24 protein-coding genes are annotated in these 24,688 nt (G+C 71.1%); 17 read left to right on the top strand and 7 right to left on the bottom strand.

All coding sequences use genetic code 11. The features are described 5' to 3' along the window. Positions 1-125: 125 nt before the first annotated feature. From ACFWX1_RS06635 to tatC, 5 genes are all read left to right on the top strand, one after another. Positions 126-1,115 (top strand): helix-turn-helix transcriptional regulator, encoded by a 990-nt coding sequence (locus ACFWX1_RS06635; protein WP_378384551.1) that lies wholly within the window; start codon positions 126-128, stop codon positions 1,113-1,115. Further along, positions 1,112-2,092 carry a helix-turn-helix transcriptional regulator gene (locus ACFWX1_RS06630; protein WP_378384549.1) on the top strand — a complete coding sequence of 327 codons (981 nt, stop codon included), beginning with the start codon at positions 1,112-1,114 and terminating at the stop codon, positions 2,090-2,092. The genes ACFWX1_RS06635 and ACFWX1_RS06630 overlap by 4 nt, the downstream gene beginning before the upstream one ends. A gap of 10 nt (positions 2,093-2,102) precedes the next feature. Further along, complete coding sequence (locus ACFWX1_RS06625; RefSeq protein WP_378384547.1) at positions 2,103-2,315, top strand: bacteriophage holin; 213 nt, start codon at positions 2,103-2,105, stop codon at positions 2,313-2,315. Positions 2,316-2,346: 31 nt separating this feature from the next. Then, positions 2,347-2,679, top strand: a complete 333-nt coding sequence (gene tatA / locus ACFWX1_RS06620) for a Sec-independent protein translocase subunit TatA (RefSeq protein WP_378384545.1) — start codon at positions 2,347-2,349, stop codon at positions 2,677-2,679. Positions 2,680-2,766: 87 nt separating this feature from the next. Continuing rightward, on the top strand, positions 2,767-3,747 hold the full coding sequence (gene tatC / locus ACFWX1_RS06615) for a twin-arginine translocase subunit TatC (RefSeq protein ID WP_378384543.1): 981 nt from the start codon (positions 2,767-2,769) through the stop codon (positions 3,745-3,747). A 9-nt stretch (positions 3,748-3,756) separates the two neighbouring features. Here tatC and ACFWX1_RS06610 read toward each other — a convergent pair whose 3' ends face one another. Next, on the bottom strand, positions 3,757-4,353 hold the full coding sequence (locus ACFWX1_RS06610) for a hypothetical protein (RefSeq protein WP_378384541.1): 597 nt from the start codon (positions 4,351-4,353) through the stop codon (positions 3,757-3,759). A 121-nt stretch (positions 4,354-4,474) separates the two neighbouring features. Here ACFWX1_RS06610 and ACFWX1_RS06605 point away from each other — a divergent pair, with 121 nt between their 5' ends. From ACFWX1_RS06605 to ACFWX1_RS06585, 5 genes are all read left to right on the top strand, one after another. Beyond that, positions 4,475-7,240 (top strand): DEAD/DEAH box helicase, encoded by a 2,766-nt coding sequence (locus tag ACFWX1_RS06605; protein ID WP_378384539.1) that lies wholly within the window; start codon positions 4,475-4,477, stop codon positions 7,238-7,240. A gap of 160 nt (positions 7,241-7,400) precedes the next feature. After that, on the top strand, positions 7,401-8,192 hold the full coding sequence (locus ACFWX1_RS06600; RefSeq protein ID WP_378384537.1) for a DUF4333 domain-containing protein: 792 nt from the start codon (positions 7,401-7,403) through the stop codon (positions 8,190-8,192). 132 nt (positions 8,193-8,324) lie between these two features. Continuing rightward, positions 8,325-9,527 carry a GNAT family N-acetyltransferase gene (locus ACFWX1_RS06595; RefSeq protein ID WP_378384536.1) on the top strand — a complete coding sequence of 401 codons (1,203 nt, stop codon included), beginning with the start codon at positions 8,325-8,327 and terminating at the stop codon, positions 9,525-9,527. 36 nt (positions 9,528-9,563) lie between these two features. After that, positions 9,564-9,941, top strand: a complete 378-nt coding sequence (locus ACFWX1_RS06590; protein WP_378384534.1) for a DUF4333 domain-containing protein — start codon at positions 9,564-9,566, stop codon at positions 9,939-9,941. Between the two features lie 41 nt (positions 9,942-9,982). Then, entirely contained in the window at positions 9,983-11,200 is a 1,218-nt protein-coding gene (locus ACFWX1_RS06585) for a GNAT family N-acetyltransferase (protein WP_378384532.1), read from the top strand. On the opposite strand, the gene ACFWX1_RS06580 is transcribed toward ACFWX1_RS06585, so the two are convergent. Further along, the gene (locus ACFWX1_RS06580) at positions 11,201-12,145 is read right to left on the bottom strand and encodes a 5'-3' exonuclease H3TH domain-containing protein (RefSeq protein ID WP_378384530.1); all 945 of its coding nucleotides are present in this window, start codon (positions 12,143-12,145) and stop codon (positions 11,201-11,203) included. A gap of 112 nt (positions 12,146-12,257) precedes the next feature. On the opposite strand from ACFWX1_RS06580, the gene ACFWX1_RS06575 reads away from it, so the two are divergent. From ACFWX1_RS06575 to ACFWX1_RS06560, 4 genes are all read left to right on the top strand, one after another. Continuing rightward, positions 12,258-13,400, top strand: a complete 1,143-nt coding sequence (locus ACFWX1_RS06575) for a M24 family metallopeptidase (protein ID WP_378384528.1) — start codon at positions 12,258-12,260, stop codon at positions 13,398-13,400. Between the two features lie 31 nt (positions 13,401-13,431). After that, entirely contained in the window at positions 13,432-13,890 is a 459-nt protein-coding gene (locus tag ACFWX1_RS06570) for an Lrp/AsnC family transcriptional regulator (protein WP_345392447.1), read from the top strand. Between the two features lie 65 nt (positions 13,891-13,955). Continuing rightward, positions 13,956-14,183 carry a hypothetical protein gene (locus tag ACFWX1_RS06565; protein WP_378384526.1) on the top strand — a complete coding sequence of 76 codons (228 nt, stop codon included), beginning with the start codon at positions 13,956-13,958 and terminating at the stop codon, positions 14,181-14,183. Next, entirely contained in the window at positions 14,170-14,469 is a 300-nt protein-coding gene (locus ACFWX1_RS06560; RefSeq protein WP_378323204.1) for a hypothetical protein, read from the top strand. Before ACFWX1_RS06565 ends, ACFWX1_RS06560 begins: the two co-directional genes overlap by 14 nt. 21 nt (positions 14,470-14,490) lie before the next feature. Here the strand turns inward: ACFWX1_RS06560 and ACFWX1_RS06555 are convergent, their stop codons facing one another. Further along, positions 14,491-15,570 carry a GDSL-type esterase/lipase family protein gene (locus ACFWX1_RS06555; protein ID WP_378384524.1) on the bottom strand — a complete coding sequence of 360 codons (1,080 nt, stop codon included), beginning with the start codon at positions 15,568-15,570 and terminating at the stop codon, positions 14,491-14,493. Positions 15,571-15,630: 60 nt separating this feature from the next. Beyond that, complete coding sequence (locus ACFWX1_RS06550) at positions 15,631-16,590, bottom strand: pyridoxal-phosphate dependent enzyme (protein ID WP_378384522.1); 960 nt, start codon at positions 16,588-16,590, stop codon at positions 15,631-15,633. 72 nt (positions 16,591-16,662) lie between these two features. Here ACFWX1_RS06550 and ACFWX1_RS06545 point away from each other — a divergent pair, with 72 nt between their 5' ends. Then, a complete protein-coding gene (locus tag ACFWX1_RS06545; protein ID WP_378384520.1) occupies positions 16,663-17,502 on the top strand; it encodes an oxidoreductase in 840 nt (279 codons plus the stop codon). 180 nt (positions 17,503-17,682) lie between these two features. Further along, entirely contained in the window at positions 17,683-18,567 is an 885-nt protein-coding gene (gene sigJ, locus ACFWX1_RS06540; RefSeq protein ID WP_378384518.1) for an RNA polymerase sigma factor SigJ, read from the top strand. A 4-nt stretch (positions 18,568-18,571) separates the two neighbouring features. On the opposite strand, the gene ACFWX1_RS06535 is transcribed toward sigJ, so the two are convergent. From ACFWX1_RS06535 to ACFWX1_RS06525, 3 genes are read right to left on the bottom strand one after another with little or no spacing between them, the layout of a single operon-like run. Continuing rightward, positions 18,572-19,261: an ABC transporter ATP-binding protein gene (locus ACFWX1_RS06535; RefSeq protein ID WP_378384516.1), complete on the bottom strand. Its 690-nt coding sequence runs from the start codon at positions 19,259-19,261 to the stop codon at positions 18,572-18,574. Next, positions 19,258-19,971: an ABC transporter ATP-binding protein gene (locus ACFWX1_RS06530; RefSeq protein ID WP_378384514.1), complete on the bottom strand. Its 714-nt coding sequence runs from the start codon at positions 19,969-19,971 to the stop codon at positions 19,258-19,260. The genes ACFWX1_RS06535 and ACFWX1_RS06530 overlap by 4 nt, the downstream gene beginning before the upstream one ends. Further along, positions 19,961-22,576, bottom strand: coding sequence for an ABC transporter permease (locus ACFWX1_RS06525; protein ID WP_378384512.1), 2,616 nt, complete (start codon positions 22,574-22,576; stop codon positions 19,961-19,963). The genes ACFWX1_RS06530 and ACFWX1_RS06525 overlap by 11 nt, the downstream gene beginning before the upstream one ends. Positions 22,577-22,839: 263 nt before the next feature. Here ACFWX1_RS06525 and ACFWX1_RS06520 point away from each other — a divergent pair, with 263 nt between their 5' ends. Further along, positions 22,840-24,585: a glycosyl hydrolase family 18 protein gene (locus tag ACFWX1_RS06520; protein ID WP_378384510.1), complete on the top strand. Its 1,746-nt coding sequence runs from the start codon at positions 22,840-22,842 to the stop codon at positions 24,583-24,585. Positions 24,586-24,688 lie beyond the last annotated feature (103 nt).

Below are 24,688 nucleotides of genomic sequence, written 5' to 3'. Positions count from 1 at the left end.
GTGGCCTGAGCGCGTGCTGCGGCGGAGACACGGTGTGACCTGGTGGAAGGCCGTGTGCGGCCGTCACGACGCGCGTTTGCCGGACCTCCCGATCGGGGCGGACGGCGCGAGCTAGAGTCTGTCGGGTGTCCACCGCACGCGCCGAACGGCTGGTCAACCTGGTACTGGCCCTCCTGTCCACCCGGCAGTACCTCACTGCCGAGCGGATTCGCGGGATCGTGCCCGGATACGGCGACGCGTCCAGCGACGAGGCGTTCTTCCGGATGTTCGAGCGGGACAAGACCGAGCTGCGCGAGCTCGGCATTCCGCTGGAGACCGGGCGGAACTCGGCGTTCGACGCGATCGAGGGGTACCGGATCGCGCGCCGCGACTACGAACTCGGCGAGATCGACCTCGCCCCGGACGAGGCGGCGGCGGTCGGCCTCGCGGTGCGGCTGTGGGATTCGCCGGAGCTGACCGGGCAGGCGCAGGGCGCGCTGGTCAAGCTGCGCGCGGCCGGTGTCGAGGTCGACGACTCCGCGCCGACGGTGGTCGAGCCGAGGGTGCGTGCCGAGCCCGCGTTCGGCCCGTTGCTCGCGGCGGTGCAGAACGGGCAGGCGGTCCGGTTCGAGTACCGCCGTTCGGGTTCGGCCGACCGCATGATGCGCACGCTGGAGCCGTGGGGCGTGGTGTCCTGGCGCGCCCGCTGGTACGTCGTCGGGTACGACCGCGACCGCGCCGCCACCCGCTGCTTCCGGCTCTCGCGGGTCACCGGGCAGGTGAAACCCGTCGGCGCGCCCGGAGCCGTGCAGCGGCCGGAGGGCGTCAACCTGCTGAAGCTGGTGTCGGTGACCGGGGACTCCGAACCGTCGCCGGTCACGAACGCCCGCGTGTGGGTCGCGGACGGGCGGGCCGCCGGGGTCCGCAGGCGCGGCCGCGTCGTCGGCCGTGAGGTCGTCGCCGGTGAGGAGGGGGACGTGGTCGAGATCGGCCTGTACTTCCCCGAATCGGCCGCGGAATGGCTCACCGCGCACGGGCCCGACGTGCTCGTGCTCGAACCGGACGTGCTCGCCAAGACCGTCCAGGACCGGCTCGAGGCCGTCGTGCACCGCGCGGAGCAGGAGAGCGTTCGATGAGCGGGTCCACCGAACGGATGCCGCGGCTGCTGGCACTGGTCCCGTACCTGCTGGCCAGGCCGGGGATCCGGATCGACGAGGCGGCGCAGGACTTCGACGTCTCGCCGAGGCAGCTGCGGAAGGATCTCGAGCTGCTCTGGATGTGCGGGCTGCCCGGGTACGGTCCCGGCGACCTGATCGACCTGTCCTTCGAGGGTGACACGATCGTCGTGACCCACGACGCCGGGATGAACCGCCCGCTGCGGCTCACCGGCGGCGAGGCGACCGCCATGCTCGTCGCGTTGCGGGCACTGGCCGACACGCCCGGAGTGGTCGACGCGGACGCCGTCCGGCGGGCCATCGCGAAGATCGAGGCCGCCGCCGGGCAGGCCCAGCCCGCCGGGGTGGTGGTCGGCGGTGGCGTGCGCGAGGGCAAGCGGACCGCTCGCACCCGCGAGGAGGTCGCCGGCGCGCTGCGGGACGGGCGGGCGCTGCGGATCCGCTACTACACCGCGTCGAAGGACCAGATCACCGAGCGCACGGTCGACCCGATGCGGCTGCTCATCGTGCAGGCCGTCGCCTACCTCGAGGCGTGGTGCCGCCGCGCCGAGGACGTCCGGCTGTTCCGGCTCGACCGGATCGACGAGCTGACCGTGCTCGACGAGCCCGCCACCCCACCCGCGCACGCCCGGCCGACGGACCTTTCCGACGGCGTGTTCACGCCACGTCCCGATCAACGGGAGGCGCATCTGGTGCTCGATCCGGATGCACGCTGGGTAGCCGAGTACTACCCGTGCGAGGAACTGGACGAGCTCGACGGCGGCCGGCTGCGGGTCCGGATGCGCTACGCCGACGAGTCGTGGATGGTACGCCTCGTCCTGGGTCTCGGCGGAGATGCGCAGGTGGAGAGCCCCCGGGCACTCGCGGAGGCTGTTCGACAGCGGGCCGCCGACGCGGTAGCGCGCACCCGTCACCTTCCGTCAACCTACGCCCACTAAGCTGATCGACGTGGCCTTCGTCCTCATCGCCGTGCTCGTCGCGGCCGGTTTTCTGCTGCTCGCGCTGGTCCTCGTCCGGGTGGGGCGAGCCTTGCGCACGTACCGGCGGACGGTGAGCATGGTGAGTACGAACACGCAGGACCGGGCCGGTCTGCTCCGGGCCAGGACCGCGGCCGTGCGGGTGGCGATCAACCAGCGCCGCCCCGCGCCGAAAACGCAGTAACATTCGACCCAGACGCAGATAGGAGGCCATCTTGTTCGCCAATGGTTTTCAAGGCTGGCATTTGCTCATTCTGGTGCTGATCGTCGTGATCCTGTTCGGGGCCAAGCGGCTTCCCGACGCGGCTCGCTCCATCGGCAAGTCCATGAAGATCTTCAAGGCCGAGACGAAGGACATGGCGGGCGGCGACAAGGCGCCCGAGGCCCAGGACGCCGAGACCAAGCAGATCCCGCCCGCCACCACCGCGACGACGACGGCTTCGTCGGCCCAGGACCAGCAGGTCGCCGATCTGCAGCGTCAGCTCGACGAGCTGAAGAAGCAGCAGGCGGCGAAGCCCGCCGAGCAGGCGCAGAAGAACGCCAGCTGAGCGGTCGGCAACACCTGGTCCCCGGTTCACGGAGCGCGCTGAGCAGCAGCGCGCTCGGCGTGGACTCCGACGAGAACGGAACGTCCAGTGGCGGATTCCGCGTCCGGCAACGGTGACAGCCGGAGCGCCAAACGGCGCAAGCGGTCCCGGCGGGCCAACCCCGACGGGACGATGACGCTCATCGAGCACATCTACGAGTTCCGGCGTCGCCTCGGCTTCGCCCTGCTCGCGCTCGTGGCCGGTGGTCTCCTCGGCTTCTTCTGGTTCCAGACCAAGGTCGGGCCGATCCCGTCGCTCGGTGAGATCATGAACGCACCGTACTGCGCGATCCCGGCGGACCGGCGGTTCGGCGGCGACCACGGCGGCTGCAAGCTGCTGCAGACGGTGCCGTTCGAAGCCTTCATGATCCAGTTGAAGGTGGGTCTCGCCGCCGGTGCGGTGCTGACGTCCCCGGCGTGGCTCTACCAGATCTGGGCGTTCATCGCTCCGGGCCTCTACTCGAAGGAGCGTAAGTACGCGCTCACCTTCGTGGCGTTCGCCTCCGCGCTCTTCGTCGCCGGTGCGGTCCTGGCCTACCTGCTCATCCCGCACGCGCTCGAACTGCTGATGAACTTCGGTGGCGACCAGTTCATCACCGCGCTCACCGGTGACAAGTACATCTCGTTCATGCTGTCCCTGCTGGTCATCTTCGGGGTCAGCTTCGAGCTCCCGCTGCTGGTGGTGATGCTCAACCGCGTCGGCGTCGTCAAGTACCAGCAGCTCAGGAAGTGGCGCCGCGGGATCATCTTCATCCTGTTCGTGTTCGCCGCCTTCGCCACCCCGGGTTCGGATCCGTTCTCGATGATCGGCCTCGCGGGCGCGCTGACGATCCTGTTCGAGGTCTCCATCCAGATCGCCCGCGTCCACGACCGCAAGCTCGACAGGGTCCGCGAGGACGAGGGCTGGGACAAGCTCGCCGACGACGAGGCCGCGCCGTTCGACTACACGCCGAGCACCGCCGACGAACCGGCCACCCCACCGAGCGCGTCGTCCTCGGGCGGGCGTCCCAGCACCGACGACGTCACCTGATCCGGCGACTCAGCCGTAGTACCGCCCGGAACGCGCGATGATCCCGCGGAACGCGGCGGTGGACAGCAGGTGCCCGCACGGGACCTCGAACGGCGTCCCGTGCGGGAAGAACACCCCGCCGCAGCGATGGCAGAACCACGCGGCCTGCCAGACGGCGCGAGCGGCGGGGATCCCGCGCCGCATCCGGGCGTTGTGCCGCACCCGGCGGACGAACAGCCAGGCGAACAACGCCACGAGCGCGAAAGCGCCCGCCGGGAACATGATCGCGACGAACCACTGGCCGACCCGGTCGGCGGCGGACGCCGCAGGCCCGTCGAACAGGCTGCGCACCGCGAACACCAGCCCGATCGCCGGGAGCAGCAGCACCAGCGCGACCGACAGGAAACAGCCACCACCGCGCGTCACCGGGAACGGATCCAGCGCACGGGCGGTCGCGGTCACGGCGACACCCCGGTGCACAGAACGGGAATAGATCACCTGCCCGTCCCCGGCAGGCATCCCGATCAGCGGGCCGGTGCCCTGGTAGGTGGAGTGCCCGGCGTCGTAGGCCGCCGGCACGTGCTGCACCTGGTCCACCTGCGTACATCCCGGACACGCGACCGTCATGCCGTCCCTCCTCGCCACTCACGACCGCGATGGGACGGCCCCACCGGCTCCCGGGTTCCGCCGCGGGCGCGGATGGTCACACCGCGTGCGGGTTGTCGGTGGCGTGTGGAACCCTGACGGGGTGGCCAGTAGCCCTTCTCACTCCCCGGCCGAGGCCTTCGCGGTCTCCCGGCGCCGTGGCAAGTACCCCCAGCTGACTCGCTTCGCGGGCGAGGTGTCCTTCGAGTTCGACGATTTCCAGGTCCGCGGGTGCGAGGCGCTGGAGGACGGCCACGGGGTGCTCGTGTGCGCGCCCACCGGCGCGGGGAAGACCGTGGTCGGCGAGTTCGCCGTGCACCTGGCGCTCGCCGAGGGCCGGAAGTGCTTCTACACCACGCCCATCAAGGCGCTGTCGAACCAGAAGTACGGCGATCTGGTCGACCGCTACGGCAGCGACGCCGTCGGCCTGCTCACCGGCGACACCTCGATCAACGGCAACGCCCAGGTGGTCGTCATGACCACCGAGGTCCTGCGGAACATGCTCTACGCCGGATCGTCCACGATCACCGACCTCGGGTACGTCGTGATGGACGAGGTGCACTACCTCGCCGACCGGTTCCGCGGCGCGGTCTGGGAGGAGGTCATCCTCCACCTGCCCGAGTACGTCCGCGTCGTCGGCCTGTCCGCCACCGTGAGCAACGCCGAGGAGTTCGGCGAATGGCTGGTCGAGGTCCGCGGCGACACCACCGTCGTGGTCGACGAGCACCGGCCCGTCCCGCTCTGGCAGCACATGCTGGTCGGCAACCGGATGCTGGACCTGTTCGCCGGCGAGGAGGAGCACAAACCGGGCGGCGAACTGCGCATCAACCCGACCCTGCTGCGCCGCACCGAGGAGGTCGGGCGCCTGCACGTGCCCGCCGGGTTCCGCGGCCGCCGCCGCGGCCAGCCGCCCCGGGTGAGCCGCTACCGGCCGCCGTCGCGGGTCGACATCGTCGAGCGGCTCGACGCGGCGGGACTGCTGCCCGCGATCGACTTCATCTTCTCCCGCGCGGGCTGTGACGCGGCCGTGGGCCAGTGCGTCCGCTCCGGGCTGCGGCTCAACGGCCCGGACGAGGTCGAGGAGGTCCGCCGGATCGTCGCCGAGCGCACCGCCGACCTGCCCGAGGGCGACCTCGGCGTCCTCGGCTACTGGGAGTGGCGGGAGGCGCTGGAACGCGGCATCGCGGGCCACCACGCGGGCCTGCTCCCGGCCTTCAAGGAGACTGTGGAGGAACTGTTCGTCCGCGGTCTGGTGAAGGTCGTGTTCGCCACCGAGACCCTCGCGCTCGGCATCAACATGCCCGCCCGCACCGTCGTGCTGGAACGGCTCGTCAAGTACAACGGCGAGGCCCACGTCGACCTCACTCCCGGCGAGTACACCCAGCTCACCGGCCGGGCCGGCCGCCGGGGGATCGACATCGAGGGCCACGCCGTCGTGCTCTGGCAGCCCGGCGTCGACCCGAAACAGGTCGCCGGGCTCGCCTCGACGCGCACGTACCCGCTGCGCTCGTCGTTCCGCCCCGGCTACAACATGGCGGTCAACCTGGTCGCGCAGGTCGGCGCCGAACAGGCCCGCGAACTGCTCGAGCAGTCGTTCGCGCAGTTCCAGGCCGACCGGTCGGTGGTCGGCACCGCGCGGCGGATCGAGCGCAACAAGGAAGCCCTCAAGGGCTACACCGACGCCGTCACCGGTGACTTCGACCAGATGCTCGAGTACGTCGACCTGCGGGCGAAGATCTCCACGCGGGAGAAGGCGTTGTCCCGCCAGAACACCGCGAGCCGGCGCGCGGGAACCCTGGAATCACTGGAAAAACTGCGCAAGGGCGACGTGATCGCCGTCCCGGCCGGGCGCCGCGCCGGCCTCGCCGTGGTCGTCGACCCCGGCCTCGACCCGATCCGCGAACCGCGGCCGGTCGTGGTGACCGAGGACCGCTGGTCCGGACCACTGTCGGTGGCCGACTTCTCCGGCCCGGTCGAGCCACTCGGCCGGATCCGGCTGCCCAAGCACATCGAACTGCGCTCGCCCAAGACCCGCCGGGACATCGCCGCGAGCCTGCGCAACGCCGGGATTTCCTTGCCCGGCAGGCAAAAACGGCGTTCCGGGGCCAATGAGGACGGTGAGCTCGCCGCGCTGCGCCGCGCGCTGCGCGCCCATCCGTGCCACGGACTCGCCGAACGCGAGGCGAACCTGCGCTGGGTGGAGCGCCACCAGCGGCTGGCGGCGGAAACCCAGCAACTGGAACGCAAAGTCGCCGCGACGACGCACTCGCTGGCCCGCGCGTTCGACCGGATCCTCGCGCTGCTCGGCGAACGCGGCTACCTCGCGGAGCAGGGCAAGGGCGAAGACCGCGTGACCGAACACGGCAGGCGGCTCGCCCGGCTCTACAGCGAATCGGATCTGCTGGCCGCCGAATGCATCCGGCACGGCGTCTGGAAACAGCTCGGGCACGCGGAACTCGCCGCGGTGGTCTCCACCCTGGTGTTCGAGGCACGGCGCGACACCGCGGGCGAGCCACGGCTGCCCGGCGGCGCGGTCCCGCAGGCCTGGCAGGAAACCACCAAGATCTGGGTGGACCTCACCGAGGACGAACGGCGGCACCGGCTGGACCGCACGCGCGAACCCGACGCGGGATTCGCCTGGCCGGTGTACCGGTGGGCACGCGGGGAGTCGCTGGAAAAGGTCCTGACCGCCGCCGAGGCGAACGGGCAGGAGCTGTCCGCGGGCGATTTCGTGCGCTGGTCCCGGCAGGTCATCGATCTGCTCGACCAGATCAGGGACGTGCTCGGCAAGGCGGATCCGGTCGGGGCCGCGGCCGCGGAGGCGGTCCGGGCACTGCGCCGGGGCGTGGTCGCGGCGGGCGCGGCGTGAAGACGACCGTTGTGCGGGCCCGCCAGGTACGACACCGTAAGGGGCGACACGTGTGCTGGACCCCGTCCTGTGGTTGGATCGCGCACGACACTGTGTGCGTACGGCTCAGCGGACCGTGTCGGGCAGCAGATGGACGCAGGCGAACTGGCGGAGGCGAACGATGAGCACGCCGTATGGCGGCAACGACCCGCAGCAGCAACCCCCATGGGGTCAGCAGCCGCAGTACGGGCAACAGCCGGGGGGCGCTTATCCGCCGAGCGGGCCGCAGGAACAGCCGGGACAGGCCCAGCAGCAACCACAGTGGGGCCAGCCCGCTCAGCAGCAGCCCTACGACCCCTCGCAGCAGCAGTGGGCCCAGCAGCAGCCGGGACAGCCGCAGCAGTACGGGCAGCAGCCCGGCTACGCCCAGCCCCAGCAACCTCAGCAACCCCAGTACGGCCAGCAGCCCCCGCAGTACGGGCAGCCGCAGCAGTACGGCCAGCAGCCGGGCGGCGCTTATCCGCCGAGCGGGCCGCAGGCGCAGCCGCAGTACGGCCAACCAGCGCAACCCGGGCAGCCGGGGCAGTACGACTACGGCCAGTTCCCGCCAGCCGGAGCCACGGCTGCCGAGGGGGACAAGCAGCCCGGGTCGAAGAAGGGCCTGCTGATCGGCGCGGGCGCGCTCGTCGTGGTGGTCGCCGTCGTGGCCGTCCTCGGGTTCGTGGCGCCGGGCTTCTTCAAGACCAAGGTGTTCGACAACACCAAGATGCAGACCGACGTGCAGAGCCTGCTCACCACCACCTACAAGATCGACGGCGTCACCGCGGTCTCCTGCCCGGCCGAGCAGGAGGTCAAGGACGGCGCGAAATTCGCCTGCACCGCCACGATCGCGGGCAAGCAGCAGCAGGTGCCGATCACGGTGAAGGGCACCGGCGGCAACTACGAGGTCGCCCCGCCCACCGGCGGACAGTGAGCCGTGCGGTAACCGGTGGCCACGAGGGTGCGCTCTCCTCGATGATCGTGGCATGAGCGACGCTTGCGAGCGAATCGAAGACATCATGCGCCAAAAAGGATCGAACACTGTCTCGCGGAGCGAGTCGATCGCATGAGCGACTTCGACGTCCGGCCGCTCCGGCCCGAGGAACACCGCGCCGCGTCGGATCTCTTCCGCGCGACGCTGCACCGGCCGCCGGCGACCGACGCCGAATGGGCGGCGATGGGCGAGGCACTCGTGTCCACGCACGGACTGGGTGCCTTCGATCCCGCTCTGATCGGCATGTGCCGGTCCTTCGACGACGAGGTGACCGTCCCGGGCGGCGCGTGGCTGCCGATGGCCGCGGTCGCCACGGTGGGAGTGCGCGCGGACCGGACCCGCCGGGGCGTGCTCAGCGCGATGATGGCCGAGCAGCTCGGCGACTTCGCGCGGCGAGGCGTCCCGGTGGCGATGCTGCACGCGTCGGAAGCCACCATCTACGGCCGGTTCGGGTACGGCGTCTCCTCGCGGGGCCGGGACTACGTGATCGACCGGCACCGGGCGCGGCTGCGCCCGGATGTCCCGATGAGCGGGGAGGTGTCCCTGCTCGACCTGGAGACGTCGCTGACGAACTGGGAACGGCTCTACCGCGGTCTGGACCACCCCAGGCCCGGGATGCTGGCCCGCTCGGCCACCTCCTGGGCGATCTCCGGGAACTTCCACCGGAAGTTCACCGCGCCGGTGACCACCGCCGTGCACCACGGCCCCGACGGCGTCGACGGATTCGCCGTCTACACGGTCAGCCGGACCGGGCGGGACGAGGCCGCCACCATGGACGTGACCATGCTGTATTCCGCGACGCCGCAGGCTTTCGCGGGACTGTGGCGGTATCTGCTCTCCGTGGACCTGGTCGACGTGATCCGGACGGAGGCGCGCCCGCTCGACGAGCCGATCGACCTGCTGCTCGCCGATCCGCGCCAGGTCACCACCACCTGCCTCGCGGACGAGAGCTGGCTGCGCCTCGTCGACGTCCCGGCCGCGCTCGCCGCGCGCGAATACCGCGGCGACGACCCGGTCGTGCTGGAGGTGACGGATCCGTTGCTGCCGGACAATTCCGGCCGCTACCGGATCTCCGGGGACGGAGCCGCGCGCACCGAGGACCCGGCGGCGCTGCGGCTCGACGTCGGCACGCTCGCGATGGCCTACCTCGGGACCTGGCGTCCGTCCACTTTGGCTTCCGCGGGCCGGATCGAGGCCCGCGATCCCGCCGCGCTCGACGCCGCGGACGCGCTGTTCAGCACGCGGGCCACCGCCTGGTGCGGTACGTTTTTCTGACAGCGGAAGAACGCCTCAGAGGTGGGGAATCCAGGCATGCGCGCGATGCTCGTGGTCGGGTTGTGCTGCGCGGGCGCCCTCGCGCTCGCCGGGTGCGCCGATGAGCAGAGACCGGCCGCGCCAGCCAGCGCCGCCACCACACCGCCGAGTTCGCCCGGCACCACCTCGGCCACGCCGTCGCCGACCCAGCCGGTCCGGGTGTTCGACGCGGCGGCGATGGACTCGGCCGTGCGGAAGATCCTCACCGAGAACTACAAGATCAAGAACGTCGGCGAGGTCAGCTGCCCGCCGGGACGGCCGGTGACCGACGGCGACCGGTTCACCTGCGCGGTCCAGCTCGGCGGCACGGTGAAGCAGGTCCCGATCACGGTGACCGGCGGCGACGGCCAGTACCGGGTGGACGCCCCGGAATAAACCGGATGCCGGGTGCCGGCCGGATTGGCATTATCGGTTCCATGACCGATTTCGAGGTACGCCCCGTCGCCGACGACGAGCGCCGGGACAGCATGGCCGTGCTGATGCAGTCGCTGCACGACAAGCCGCTGACCGACGAGGGCTGGGCGAACATCGACTCGGCTTGGCAGGCCGAAGGATCCTTCGCCGCCTTCGACGGGGACGTCCCGGTCGGACTTGCCCATTCGTTCGAGACCGTGCTCGCCATTCCCGGCGGTCGCGCCATCGAGGTGGGCGCTGTCGACGGCATCGGCGTCCGCGCGGACTGGACCCGCCGCGGCGTGCACACCGCCCTGCAACAGGCCCAGCTCCGCTACTTCGCCGAGCAGGGCAAGGCCATCGCCTGCCTGCACGCGAGCGAGACCACGATCTACGGCCGGTTCGGTTACGGCGTCGCGACCCTCAACCGCACGTTCCGGATCGAGCATCCGGCCGCGCGCCTGCGCGACGGCGTGTCCACCGGCGGCCACGTCCGCTTCCTCAGCCCGGAGGAGGCCGTGAAGCAGGGGCCGGACGTGTATCGCCGGGCCGGCCTGACCCGGCCCGGCATGGTCGCGCGGCCGGACAGCTGGTGGACGCTCGTGTTCAACGAGAACGCCGGCCCGAAAGGCAAGTGGCGTACCGCCGTCCACAATGGACCCGACGGCGCGGACGGTTTCGTCGCGTACGAGACGATCGATCTCGGCACGCTCGAAGATCCGGAGAAGGGCGCGCTGCTCCGGGTAGCGGACATGCACGCCGCCACCCCCGAAGCGGAAACCGCGTTGTGGGGATTCCTGCTGTCGGTCGATCTCGTCTCCGCCATCCACGTCCGGGACCGGCCGGTCGACGACGCGATTCCGTTGCTGCTGAACGATCCCCGCCACGCCAGGACCCTCGCCATCGAGGATGACCTGTGGGTGCGCGTGATCGACGTCGAGGCCGCGCTCGCGGCGCGCGCGTACGGCGACGCCGAGCCGGTGGTCCTCGAAGTGACCGACAACCAGCTGGCGGACAACAACGGCCGGTACGAGGTCGGGCCCGGCGGGGTCCGCCGCAGCGGCAAGGCCGCCGGGCTCCGGCTCGGCGTCGACGTGCTCGGCATGCTCTACCTGGGGGAGTGGCGGCCGACCGACCTCGCCAGGGCGGGGCGGATCGAGGTGCTCGACGGGAAAGCGCTCACCCGCGCCGACTCACTGTTCCCCACCGCCGTTCATCCGTGGTGCGGCACGCACTTCTGATCACGGGCGCGGCAGCGCCGCGAGCAGACGTTCCACCGAACGGCCGAGATTCCACCGCTCGGCCAGTTCGAGCACCCGGTCCGGATCGGCGGGCGCGTTCGGCACCACGTCCGGCCGGGACTGCTCGACCGGCGCGTCGACCGCGACCCGCACGACGGCCGGGGCGACCGCGAGGTACTCGCCCGCGTCGGTGAGCTTGAGCCGCATCTTCAGCGGCAGCCGCGCGTCCCCCGATCCGGCGGCTTCGACGAGTTCCTCCAGCGACCCGAACTGCGTGATCAGCTTCGCCGCGGTCTTCTCGCCGATCCCGGCGACGCCGGGCAGCCCGTCGGACGGGTCGCCCCGCAACGCCGCCATGTCCGCATACGCAGGTCCGGCCTGCGCGGAGGGCACGCCGTACTTCTCGGCGATCTCGGCCGGGCCGAGCACCTCGGCCTTCGCCCAGCCCTTGCCGACGTAGACCACGGCCGTCGGCGTCGGTTCGGTGCGCACCAGCTGGAACAGGTCCCGGTCGCCGGTGATGACCTCGACCGCCGACTCCTTCTCCCGCGTCGCGAGCGCGCCGATGACGTCGTCGGCCTCGTAACCAGCCGCCTCGGCGGTGGCGAAACCGAACGCCTCCAGCACGTCGAGAATGATCGGCACCTGCGGGGTGAGGGTGTCCGGCACCTCCTCGGTGTCGGGCTCGCCGTGCCCCGGCACCGCCACGCGATGCGCCTTGTAACTCGGCAGCAGATCGGTGCGGAACTTCGGCCGCCAGTCGGCGTCCAGGCAGGCGACCAGCCGCGACGGGCGGCGATCGGTGAGGATCCTGGCCAGCGTGTCGGTGAAACCGCGCACCGCGTTGACCGGTGTCCCGTCGGGAGCGGTCATCGAATCGGGCAGCGCGAAGTACGAGCGGAAGTAGAGGCTCGCGGAGTCGAGGAGTGCGAGTGGTCCGGTCACCCGCACAGCCTGCCACGTCCGCCCGCGTCGAGTGGGCTACGGCGCACCTTCGATGTCCCGACACGGCCCGGGTGAGCGGAGGCGGAGGGCGCCAAGGACTAGGCTCGGTGCCATGTCGCGTCGTTCCCTCCACACGCCAGCCCCCGATGCCGCGAGCCTGCGGGCCCGCCTCGACCGCGCCCGCGCCGCCGCGGCGGCCGCCGACACCGACGCGTTGCTGATCGCGCCCGGTTCCGACCTGCGTTACCTGATCGGGCAGGCCGGCGGTTCGTTCGAGCGGCTCACCACGCTCGTCGTGCCCGCCGAGGGCACCCCGGCGCTGGTCGTGCCGAAGCTGGAGGCCCCCGGCTACGCCGACGTCCCGACCGACGACCTCGGCGTCGAGGTACTGACCTGGGTGGACGGCGACGACGCGTACAAGCTCGTCGCCGACCGGCTCGGCAAGCCCGGCCGCGTCGCGGTCAGCGACTTCACCCCGGCCCTGCACGTGCTCGGGCTGCGTGCCGCGCTCGGCGACGCGGAGCAGACGCTCGCCGGACCGGTCGTGCGGGAACTGCGGATGCGCAAGGACGCCGCCGAGGTCGCGGCCCTGCGCGCCGCGGGCGCGGCCATCGACCGCGTGCACGCCAGGGTCCACGAGTGGCTGCGCCCCGGCCGTACCGAGGCCGAGGTCGGTGCCGACATCACCGCCGCGATCGTCGAGGAGGGCCACACGCACGCCGACTTCGTGATCGTCGGCTCCGGCCCCAACGGCGCCAGCCCGCACCACGACGTCTCCGACCGCGTCATCGAACGCGGGGACGTCGTGGTCGTCGACATCGGCGGGCCCATCGCCGAGGGCTACAACTCCGACTCGACCCGCACCTACGCGGTCGGTACCCCGCGCGACGGCGACGTCGCCGAGACCTACGCCGTGCTGGAGCGCGCCCAGCGGGCCGCGGTCGAGGCGGTCCGGCCCGGCGTCACCGCCGAGCAGGTCGACGCCGCCGCCCGCGACATCATCACCGCCGCCGGGTTCGGCGAGTACTTCATCCACCGCACCGGCCACGGCATCGGGCTGGACGTGCACGAGGAGCCCTACATCATCGCGGGCAACGCGCTCCCGCTGGAGCCGGGCATGGCCTTCAGCGTCGAGCCGGGCATTTACCAGGCGGGCCGGTGGGGCGCGCGGATCGAGGACATCGTCGTGGTCACCGACGACGGCGTCGAGGCGCTCAACACCCGGCCGCACGAGCTGCTCGTGCTCGACGCATGAGCGTCGTTCGCGGACGGAGCGAGGCGATCGCATGAGCGGATCGGGGCCTCTGGAGCCGCTCGACCAGGCGATCGTGCAGGAGCTGGCCGCCGACGGGAGGCGCAGCTTCACGGATCTGGCCGAGCGGGTCGGGTTGTCGGTCTCGGCGGTGCACCAGCGGGTGCGGCGCCTCGAACAACGCGGCGTCATCCTCGGCTACACCGCGCGCCTGGACGGCGAGCAGATCGGCCTTCCGCTGACCGCGCTGATCTCGCTGACGCCGAACGATCCGGCCGCGCCGGACGACTACCCGCAGCGGATCCAGCACATCACCGAGATCGAGTCGTGCTACTCGGTGGCGGGCGACGAGTCCTACATCCTGCTGGTGCGGGTCGCCTCGCCGCTGGGCCTGGAGGATCTGCTCCGCCGGATCCGGGAGGCCGCGAAGGTGTCGACCCGGACCACGGTGGTGCTGTCCACGCCGTTCGAGGGCCGGTCTCCGACGCTCTGACCTGCGCGAATCGCCTGTGCATCAGAAATCCGCTCGACCGGAAGAACGCTGGTACGATAAAAGGTATGGCAACACGTAAGGTGACTCTCTCACTGGACAGCGGCGCCCTCGAATTCGCCGAGCGCGCCGCGAAGGCACACGGGATCTCGGTCTCGTCCTGGTTGTCGAAGGCGGCCAGGCGCGAGGCGGTCCGCACCGGGTACACCCCGCAGAAGGCCCCGGCGCAGCCCGCCGCGGAGCGGGACGAGGCCGAGCGCAGCGCGGCGGAGAAGGATCTGCGTGCGCAGGGGTGAAGTCTGGACGTACCACCCTCCGACCGATCCTTCCCGGCAGCGCACGGTGGTGCTGCTGTCCTCGGACGGGGTGAACGAGTCCGAGCGGCCGTGGCTGCTCGGCACCGAACTGCTCGACCACGATCCGCAGGACATCCTCGGCGTCGCGATCGACGCGCGCTACTGGGTGTCCACGCTCAACCTGACCCGGCTCTACCGCCCGTGGTTCGACGAGCGCATCGCCGAGATCGACCTGGAAGTGCAGGAGCGCATCGACATCGCGTTGCGCGCCGCGCTCGACCTCTGAAGCCCGCACCGGGAAACCGGCTCAGCGGGCGACGACCTCCGGCGCGGGATGCAGATGCCCGTCCGGCCCGGCCAGGCAGGTCGCGTTGCCGTCGCGCAGTGCGAGGAACTCGTTGAGACAGTTCGCGACCTCGGCGTGCCCGTTCGCGTTGGGGTGGAAGGATTCCTGGAGCGCGTGCTGGGCGCGGTCGGCCTGCCCGAGATCGCTGAGCTTCAGCGTCAGCCGCGTGAACCACTCCCGGCTCTGATCCGCGCCGCCGCTGCACGCCTCGTGCCCGGCGCCCGCCTTCGCGAGGTCGAGGAACCGCGCGCCGGTCTGCTGCGCCGCCTGTTTCAGCCCGCGCGAAAGCATCGTGACCCCGTCGCGCGCGATCCACTGCAGATCGTCGGGACGGAACGGGCAGCCGTTGAGGTTACGCAGTTCCTCCGGGATACCAGGGCCCACCGGAGTGGCGTAGGACTGCAACACCAGCTGGTAGTCCGCCGGCACGTACCCCGCCCGCGCCAGCACCGCCTTGACATCGTCGACGGCCTTGACCACCTTCGGCACCATCGCGTCCACTTTGGACTGCCAGCCCTGTTTCATGGCGACGCTGCAGGAGGGCAGGTCGGGGGAGAACCAGGCCTTGAAGCATTCGGTGACCTGTGCGGAGAACTTCGGGTCGTCGTTGGCGCCGACGGCGATCACCACGACCGGCACCCGGTGGTCCTTGACCAGCGCCGCGAGTTGCTCCGCCTGCGAGCCCTCGGTCCACTGCTTGACGTCGCCGAGCGCGACCTGCTCTGCGGGCGCGCCGGAACACGCGAGGTTGACGCGCTCCAGAAGCCCGGGGAACTTGACCTTCTGGATGAACGCGTTCGGCGAGCGGTGACACCAGTTCCCGTTCGGGCCGTTGGTGTCCGCCGTGTACATCCCGGCGCCCTCGCCGGACACCGTGCTGTCACCGAGCGCGACGGCCGTCAGCGGGCCGTTTCCGGGCGGGCTCGGCCGGGGGATCGGCTGCCCATTGCGGCTTTCCGCGCCGAAGAAGACGAACAACCCCACCAGCACCGCCACGGCGGCGAGCACCAGGGCTCCCCACCACCACCGAAAACGTCGCATCGCCGCCAGTCTACGGATTCCCGGGCCCGGCCCGGTGCTCATGCCGGTGTCCCAGTGGTCTCAGCCTCGCGCGATCAGCTCGGCGAACCGCTCCGGGCTGACGTTGCCGCCGGAGAGGATCACCCCGGCCTTGCCCGGCGCCGGGACGCGGCCGCTGAGCAGGGCCGCGATGCCGGTGGCGCCGCTGGGTTCGAGGACGATCTTCAGCCGTTCGAACGCGAAGCGCATCGCCTCGCGGACCTCGTCATCGGTCACCAGCGCGACGTCGTCGACGACCTTCCGGTTGATCGAGAACGTCAGCTCGCCCGGGATCTCCGCGGCCTGGCCGTCGGCGATGGTGCGGGGGACGTCGATCTTGACCCGTTCGCCCGCCTCGAGGGACCGCTTCGTGTCGTCGCCCGCGGCGGGTTCGACGCCCACCACCCGGATCCCGGGACGCAGCGCCTTCGCGGCGGTGCCGCTGCCCGCGATGAGACCACCGCCGCCCACCGGGACCACGAGCGTGTCGAGCTCGCCGACCTCTTCGAGCAGTTCCAGCGCCGAGGTGCCCTGCCCGGCGATCACGTGCGGGTGCTCGTAGGGCGGGATGAGCGCGAGGCCGCGTTCGGCCGCGAGCGCGGCGCCCAGCGCGACCCGGTCGCCGGTGTAACGGTCGTAGGTGACGATCTCCGCGCCGTACCCGGCCGTGGCGTCCACTTTGGACTGCGGAGTGTCCTCGGGCATCAGGACCACCGCGCTGCTGCCCAGTTCCGCGGCCGCGAGCGCGACGGCCTGGGCGTGGTTGCCCGACGAGTACGCCACGACACCCTTGTTCAGCTGCTCGGGCGCGAGCCGGGAGACCGCGTTGTAGGCGCCGCGGAACTTGAAGGCACCGATCCGCTGGAGGTTCTCGCATTTGAGGAACACCTCCGCGCCGACGCGTTCGTCGAGCGTGCGCGAACGCAGCACCGGCGTGTGGTGCGCCACACCGGACAGGCGAGTGGCCGCATCGCGGACGTCGTCGAGGGTGACCGCGGGCATGATGCTCCTTGAGAACGAGAGGGGTGATCGTTCTCCAGCATGGGGGATCGGACGTACTGGAGGGAAACGTTTATGACGAACGGAACGCACGAGCGGGTCTGGCTGATCACGGGCTGCTCCGCCGGTTTCGGCAGGGAGCTCGTCCTCGCCGCGCTGGCGGCGGGCGACCGGGTGGTGGCGACCGCGCGGCGCCCGGAGACGCTGGCGGACCTGGAGGAACGCGGGCAGGGCCGGGTCCGCGCCGTGGCGCTCGACGTCACCGATTCCGCGCAGGTCTCGGCCGCGGTCGACACCGCGTACGAGGCGTTCGGTCGCATCGACGTCGTGGTCAACAACGCCGGGCACGGCGCGGTCGGCGCTGTCGAGGAACTGACCATGGACGAGCTGCGCTCGGTCATGGAGGTGATGTTCTTCGGCGCGGTCGAAGTCACCAAGGCGGTCCTGCCGCGGCTGCGGGAGCAGGGCAGCGGCACGATCGTGCAGATCAGCTCGATGGGCGGCCAGGTGACCATGCCAGGGTTCGGCGCCTACTGCGCGGCGAAGTTCGCGCTGGAGGGGCTTTCCGACGCGCTTGCCGCCGAGGTCGCGCCGTTCGGGGTGCGGGTGCTGATCGTCGAACCGGGCGCGTTCCGGACCGAGTTCGGCGGTGGCCGGATGCAGCGGTCCCGGGAGATCGGCGCCTACCACGTGTCCGCGGGGCCGACGCGCGCGGCAGTGGACACAATGGACGGTGCCCAGCCGGGCGACCCGGCCAAGGCGGCCGCGGCGATCGTGCGCGCGGTGGACAGCGAGAACCCGCCGCTGCGGCTGGCACTGGGCGCGGACGCGGTGGACGCGATCCGGGCGCAGCACCAGTCGCTGGCCGACGACCTGACCGCTTGGGAGGACGTCAGCCGCTCGACCGCGCTGTGATGGTCCGTGGGGGCCACCTTGAAGGTCCATCCATGCCCCCGCCACCACCCTCAACGGAGGCGCTGGCGCGCCCAGCCTGGATTCAAGTCCCTCGGGGAGGCCCCCACGGACCACGACGGTCACACCAGGCGGGTCCGGTTCGTCAGAGCACTGACGGACGTCGATGGAGGAAAGCGACCGATGGACGAGAACGAGTTCCTGGCCGAGCGGTTCGAGGCACACCGCTCACACCTGCGCGCGGTCGCCTACCGCATGCTGGGCTCGCTGAGCGAGGCCGACGACGCGGTGCAGGAGGCATGGTTCCGGCTGAGCCGCGCGGACACCGGCGAGGTCGAGAACCTCGGCGGCTGGCTGACCACCGTGGTCGGCCGGGTGTGCCTGGACATGCTGCGCTCGCGCAAGTCGAGGCGCGAGGAACCGCTCGGCGTCCACGTGCCCGAGCCACTGGTGAGCCGCGCCGACGGCCTCGACCCGGAGCAGGAGGTCCTGCTCGCCGACTCGGTCGGCCTGGCACTGCTGGTGGTGCTGGAGATGCTGGCCCCGGCCGAACGGCTCGCGTTCGTCCTGCACGACATGTTCGGGGTGCCCTTCGACGAGGTGGCAGGCATCGTGGGCCGGTCCCCGGCGGCGACCCGTCAGCTCGCGAGCCGCGCCCGACGCCGGGTGCAGTCCACCGCGCCGGTGCCCGACGCCGATCTGGACCGGCAGCGGGAAGTGCTCGACGCCTTCCTCGCCGCTTCGCGCGGCGGCGACTTCGACGCGCTCGTCGCGGTCCTCGACCCGGACGTCGTGCTCCGTGCCGACATGGGTGCCACCGCCGAGGGTCTGTCCGCGGTCGTGCGGGGAGCGGAGAACGTCGCCAAGCGCGCGCTCATGTTCTCGCGGCTTTCGCGCTCGGCACGGCCCGCGCTCGTCAACGGCGCCGTCGGCCTCGTCACGATCCACGAAGGCGCGCCGGCCGGGGTCATGGGTGTCACCGTCCGGAACGGCCGGATCGTGGCGATCGACATCCTCGCCGACCCGGCACGCCTGGCCGGTCTGGACTTCACGATGCTGGAGGACTGAAGGCTCAGTCGAGCAACGCGGTCAGGACGCCGTCGAGGAGCCGGACGCGGCGGTCGGCGATGCGGTGCACCTCGTCGTCGTGGGTGGCGACGATGACCGCCGCGCCCTCCTCGGCGCACCGGCGCAGCAGCCGCAGGACCCGCGGTGTGCTGCCCGCGTCGAGGTGCGCGGTCGGCTCGTCGGTGAGCAGCACCCGCGGCCGCCCGCTGACCGCGCGGGCGAGCGCGACCCGTTGCTGCTGCCCGAAGGAGACCTCCAGCGGGTAGCGGTCGCCGAGGTCGCCGATGCCGAGTTCGTCGAGCAACTCGGCGACCCTGGCGCTGATCGCGCCGTCACCGGGCCGCGGCACGTCGGACCGCAGCCGCAGTGGCAGCGCGACGTTCTCGGCGATGGTGAGCTCGTTCGCCAGCCCGAGCGCCTGCGGCAGTACCGCGCAGGTGTGCCAGGGTGGCGCGCCGGTGATCGGGACGCCGTCGAGCAGCACGCGGCCGGAGTCGGGCGAGTCGAACCCGCACAGCAACGCCAGCAGCGCGCTCTTGCCGGACCCGGAACGGCCCGACACGGTGACCAGTTCGCCGGCGTCGACGTGCAGTTCTAGCCCGCGCAGCACCTCGACGTCCCCGCTCGGGTGGGCGAAACTCCGCCGCAGCGCGACCGCCCGCACCAGCGAGTCGTCGGCGGCTTCGGCGGTCATCGCGTCCCTCCGGGTTCCCCGCTGCCCGCGGTGGTGTGTTCGACGCCTTCGAGTTTTCCCTTGTGCAGCCGGGCGATCCGGTCGCCGAGGGAGATGAGCCGTTCGTCGTGGGAGGCCACGAGCACCGCGAAGTCCTGGTCGACCAGGAACCGTAGCGTGTCGAGCACGAGATCGGCGGAGGCCTCGTCGAGCTGGGACGTCGGTTCGTCGGCCAGGATCACCGACGACTGCCGGGCCAGCGCGCACCCGAACGCGAGCCGTTGCTGTTGCCCGCCCGACAGCGCCGAGATCCGCCAGCGCCCGGTGCCGTCGAGCCCGAGCTGACGCAGGATCTCGTCCGGGCGGCATTCGGTGCGGGCGGATTCGGCCGCGGCCCGCAGGTTGTCGGCGACGTTGAGGTAAGCGAAGAGGTTGTCCGGCGGATTCTGGAAGATCAGCCCGAGGTGATCCCGCCGCAGCGCCCGGCGTTCGGCGTGCCGCAGCCTCCCGGTGTCGGCGCCCTGGAAGGTCAGCGTGCCCCGCGCCGGCCGTTCCAGCAGGCCCAGCACCCGCAACAGGGTGGACTTCCCCGAGCCGGACGGGCCGGCGAGCACGGTCATGCCCCGCGCCGGGATGTCGACGGTGATGTCGTCGACGCCGGTGACGGTGCCCGCCGGGGTCGGGTAGTCGACGCCGATCCCGCGCAGCTGGAAGATCGGTTTACTGGGCACGAATCAGCTCCGCGGTCCGTGCGGTGCGGACCGACCGCACCGCGAGCCAGCCTGCCAGCGCCACCACGAGAACGCCCACGCCGCACACCATCAGCACGAACGGCGCCAGATCGGGCAGCTCCGAGCGCGGCGCGAGGAACGTCGCCGGATCGAACCGCGACACCGAAAGGCCCGCGACGGAGACCCCGCACACCACCCCGACGACGACCGCCAGCCCACTCAGCGCGCCCAGCTCCATGAGGTGACTGGCCAGCAGTGCCCGGGGCCGCATACCCATCCGCAGCACCAGCGCCCCGGCCAGCGCGTTCTGCCGCCGCCGCACCTCGACCGCGACGAGCAACGCCAGCACCGCGACCACACCGAGGACGGTGCCCAGCAGCGCGACGAAGGAGAACGTCCACGACACGACGTAGAAGGGCAGCGCGTCGAGCGCGGTTTGCCGGCTGATCCGGTTGGGCTGGGTGAGCCCGATTTTGCTCAGTGCGGCGGAAACCTCGCTCATCGGGGCGCTCGAAAGCACACTCCATTTTGGAACGGAGTAGAGCTGCGACCCGGTGAGCGCGGCCCGGGAGATCACGTATCCCGGGTTGGTGCCGATGATCGGGAACATCGGAACGTCACCGACCGGTGCCGCGTCGGCCAGCCCGTACGGCAGCGCGGCGGTCTGGCCACGGGTGTGCCCGACGCGGATCGCGGGGATGCCCTGCCCGCCCGCCGGGCCGAGCTTGTCCAGCAGGGCCTTGGCGTCGGCCGACAGTGCTTCGGTGGCGGCGGTGCGGCGGAAGGCGGCCGGGTCCACCACGAGCACCACGCTGCCGGTGCCGGTCAGCTCCCCGACGATCGTGCTGGTGCCACGCAGTTCGGCGGGCATCGGGATGGTGCCCATGCCGAGCGTGCTTTCGGTGTCGATGCGGGTTTCGGCGCCGACGAACACCGCCGACTTCGTCCGCAGCGCGTCCTCCTGGCCACGGGCGATCCCGGTCCCGGTGGCGAGGGTGCCGATGGCCAGTGTGCCGATCACGAGCACCCCGGTGACCGGGGCCCGCGCGCTGGCGAGCCTGCGGATCGCCAGTTGCAACGCCGGACGCGACCACAGCCGCGCCCGGTGCGACGCGTGCAGCGCCAGCCAGGCGAGCCGGGCGGCGAGCAGGCCCACGGTGAGCACGACGAACACCGGGTAGGTCAGCGCGAGCGGGTCGACCTGGGGGAGCGGGTTGCCCAGCTTGGACGCGTCGCCGTAGTCGACGAGCCGGTTCCAGCCCAGCACTCCCAGTCCCGCCGTCGCCAGTTCCCACGGGACGAACATCAGCAGTCGCGTGGCGCCGCGACCACGCCGGATGCGGCCGAGTTCGAACTCGCGGTGCGCGCGGATCGCGACCACTCCGGCGAGCAGGATCAGCGCCAGCCCGAGCACGCCCGCGGCGACCAGGCCTGCCGAAAACTCCGAGCCGCTGTCGGGATCGCCCGGCGGTCCGTAGACGCGCAGCAGGAGGCGGGCCAGGAACGCGCCGGCGGCGCCGCCGAGCAGGATCGGCAGGCCGAGTTCGGCGACCGCGAGCATGCCGAGCGCCGCCGGTCCGCTGCCTCGCGCGGAAAGCAGCCGGAGTTGCGGTTGGCGTCGCTGGTACCACTGCAAAGCCACGGTGCCGATCCCGGCACAGCCGACGAGGACGCTGATCGCGGCCAGCGGCAGGATCGAGACGAGGACGTTGTCGCGGGCTTCGTGGCTGATCTCGGTGGAACGCTGGAACGGCGTCGACCCGATGACAACGTTGGCGAGGCCTTGGGTGGCGAGGTCGGTGCGGACGTCCTCGACGAGTGCCTTCGACCGCGCCAGCAGGTCGTCGGCGGCGCTCACGGTGGTGGGCGGCGGTTCGTAGAACGAGATGTGGAGATTGCTCAGTCCGGGCAGCCCGAGGGCGCGCACGGTGTCGTCGAAGGTCTTCCGGTCGGTGGCGAACATGACCGAGTCGAGCGGATCGTTCGCCAGCCGGTTCACCACCGCGGAACGCTGCTGCGAACACCACCAGCGGGGCGGCGGATCGAGCAGATCCGCGTAGAGCCCGGTGACCGGCGGCAGGGCGGTTCCGTGGTAGCTGGGCCGGGCGCCGACACCGATGTGCTGGGCGCCCGCGACGACCTCGCCGAGCCACACTCCCGGCTCCCGCGACCCTTTCAGCATCGTCAGGTGGTCCAGACCGGCCTGCTCGCGGTAGCCGAGCACCACCTTGTAGTAGGGCGCGCCGTTGAAGTCGGTGTTGACCAGGACCGGCGTGTACATCCCGGCGACGGGCGCGGAAAATCCCCGCGTGGCGGCGTGACGGCGGACCGTGTCGAGGACCGCCGGAACGGCGCTGACCGGGACGCCGTTCTTGCTGAACACCGGGCCGTACTCGTCCGGACAGACCGTGCCGCTCTGATAGGCGACCGTGGCGCCGCCCGCGGCCGCCGACTGAAGCACGGCCGCGGTGCCGAGGAAACAGGCGAGCAGCGCGGTCACCGCGGCGACGATGAGCGTCAACGGACTAGACAACGCGGTCCGCGGCGCGGCGCGCCAAGGCTTGGTGACTCTCAGTCGGCCGAATTGCCCCCAGCTCACCCGCATGGCTGCCGACGCTACCGGGTGATCAGCCTGGTGAGAACGCCATTATCGATTTTGTTGCATACGCTCAGTATCCGATTCCGGACCCGGCGGCGCCGCGTCACCCGAATGCCGTGGTGAGGACCAGTGCGCCCCAGTGGTCCAGACCTTGACTTGATCAGTGGTCTAGTCCAATCCTGGATAACGTTTTCCACCGTGCCTCGCCGCGGTACGGCTCCCCGCAGATATCCCGAGACAGCGATGTCCCGACTGCACTGGAGTGCAGAATGTCCCGACACAGACGCCTTCGCACGTTTTTCACCTCCCTCGCCACCACTGTCCTCGCGGCCGGCGGGCTGCTCACCGGAGCGGGCACCGCGCACGCCGCCACCCCGTTGCCCACGCACGTGTTCGCGCCGTACTTCGAGGCGTGGACCGGCGAAAGCCCCGCGAACCTGGCACAGCAGTCCGGGGCCAAACACCTGACGATGGCCTTCCTGCAGGCCGCCACCAAGGGCTCGTGCACCGTCTACTGGAACGGCGACACCGGAATGCCGGTCTCGCAGTCCACCTTCGGCGCCGACATCGCCACGATCCGGTCCCGCGGTGGCGACGTCATCCCGTCCTTCGGCGGCTACACGGCCACGCACAACGGCACCGAGATCGCCGACAGCTGCACCGACGTCGACCAGATCGCCGCCGCGTACGAGAAGGTCATCACGACCTACGACGTGCCGCGCCTCGACTTCGACATCGAGGACAATTCGCTGCCCAACGCCGCCGGGATCGACCGGCGCAACAAGGCGATGAAGAAGGTCGAGGACTGGGCCGCCTCCACCGGGCGCTCGATCCAGTTCTCCTACACGCTGCCCACCACGACCTCGGGCCTCGCCGAGAACGGGCTCGCCGTCCTGCGCAACGCGGTCTCCAACGGCGCGCGGGTCGACGTGGTGAACATGATGACCTTCGACTACTACGACAACGCCACGCACAACATGGCCGAGGACACCAAGACCTCGGCGAACGGCCTGGTCTCGCAGCTGGGCGCGCTCTACCCGGGCAAGACCGAGCCGCAGCGCTGGGCGATGGTCGGGATCACCGAGATGATCGGCGTCGACGACTTCGGTCCGGGCGAGACGTTCACCATGGCCGATGCCACCACGGTCTACAACTGGGCGGTCTCGAAGGGCATCAACGAGCTGTCGTTCTGGGCGTTGCAGCGCGACAACGGCAACTGCCCCGGCGGTCAGGCCGCCGACAACTGCTCGGGCATCGAGCAGCCGCTGTATTACTTCAGCAAGACGTTCGCGCCCTTCACCGGTGGAAACCCGGTGCCGGGCAACGACTTCTCGGTGACTTCCAGTCCGGGAACCGGTTCGGTCGACCCCGGTGGCTCCCTCACCGCGTCGATCACGACGGCCGTCACCGGCGGAAAGCCGCAGCAGGTCAGCCTCGCGGTCACCGGCGCGCCCTCGGGAGCCACGGCGACGATCAGCCCGTCGACGGTGACCGCGGGCGAGACCGCGAAACTGTCGATATCCACAACCGCGGCTACTGCCTCAGGCAGCTACCTCCTGACGATCACCGGCACGGCGGCTTCCGGCAGTCACACCGCGACCTACACCCTGACCATCAACGGCGGCACCCCGTCGGGCCCCATCCTCAACGCCGGGTTCGAATCCGGCGCGCTGAGCCCGTGGACCGCCGTGGCGGGTGACGCCATCGTGTCCTCGCCGGTGCACTCCGGTTCCCACGCCCTGCAGGCGGCGGCCACCGGTTCGTCCACCGGAGAGGCGAGCCAGAACCTCACGCTGGCGCCGAACCACGCGTACACGCTCAAGGCCTGGGTGCAGGGCAGCTTCGCCTATCTCGGCGTCCGCGGCGGCGCGACCGCCAGCGCGTGGACATCGTCCACCGGCTGGACCCAGCTCTCGGTGCCGTTCACGACGGGCGCTTCCGGCGCGGTGACGGTGTACGTGCACGGCTGGTACGGCCAGGGCAACGTCTACGCGGACGACTTCACCGTCACCTGACAGCGGCATTCTGGAGGATGGCCCGCGGGTGTGTGGGTGCGGGGGAAAAAACTCCGACACCCCCAACCAACGGGCGCAAAAACAAGCAGTACCCCCAACCACA

Source organism: Amycolatopsis sp. NPDC059021 (assembly GCF_042739895.1).
Classification (GTDB): domain Bacteria; phylum Actinomycetota; class Actinomycetes; order Mycobacteriales; family Pseudonocardiaceae; genus Amycolatopsis.
Note: the sequence above shows the minus strand (reverse complement) of the source record. Positions and strands in the feature narration are given on the sequence as shown.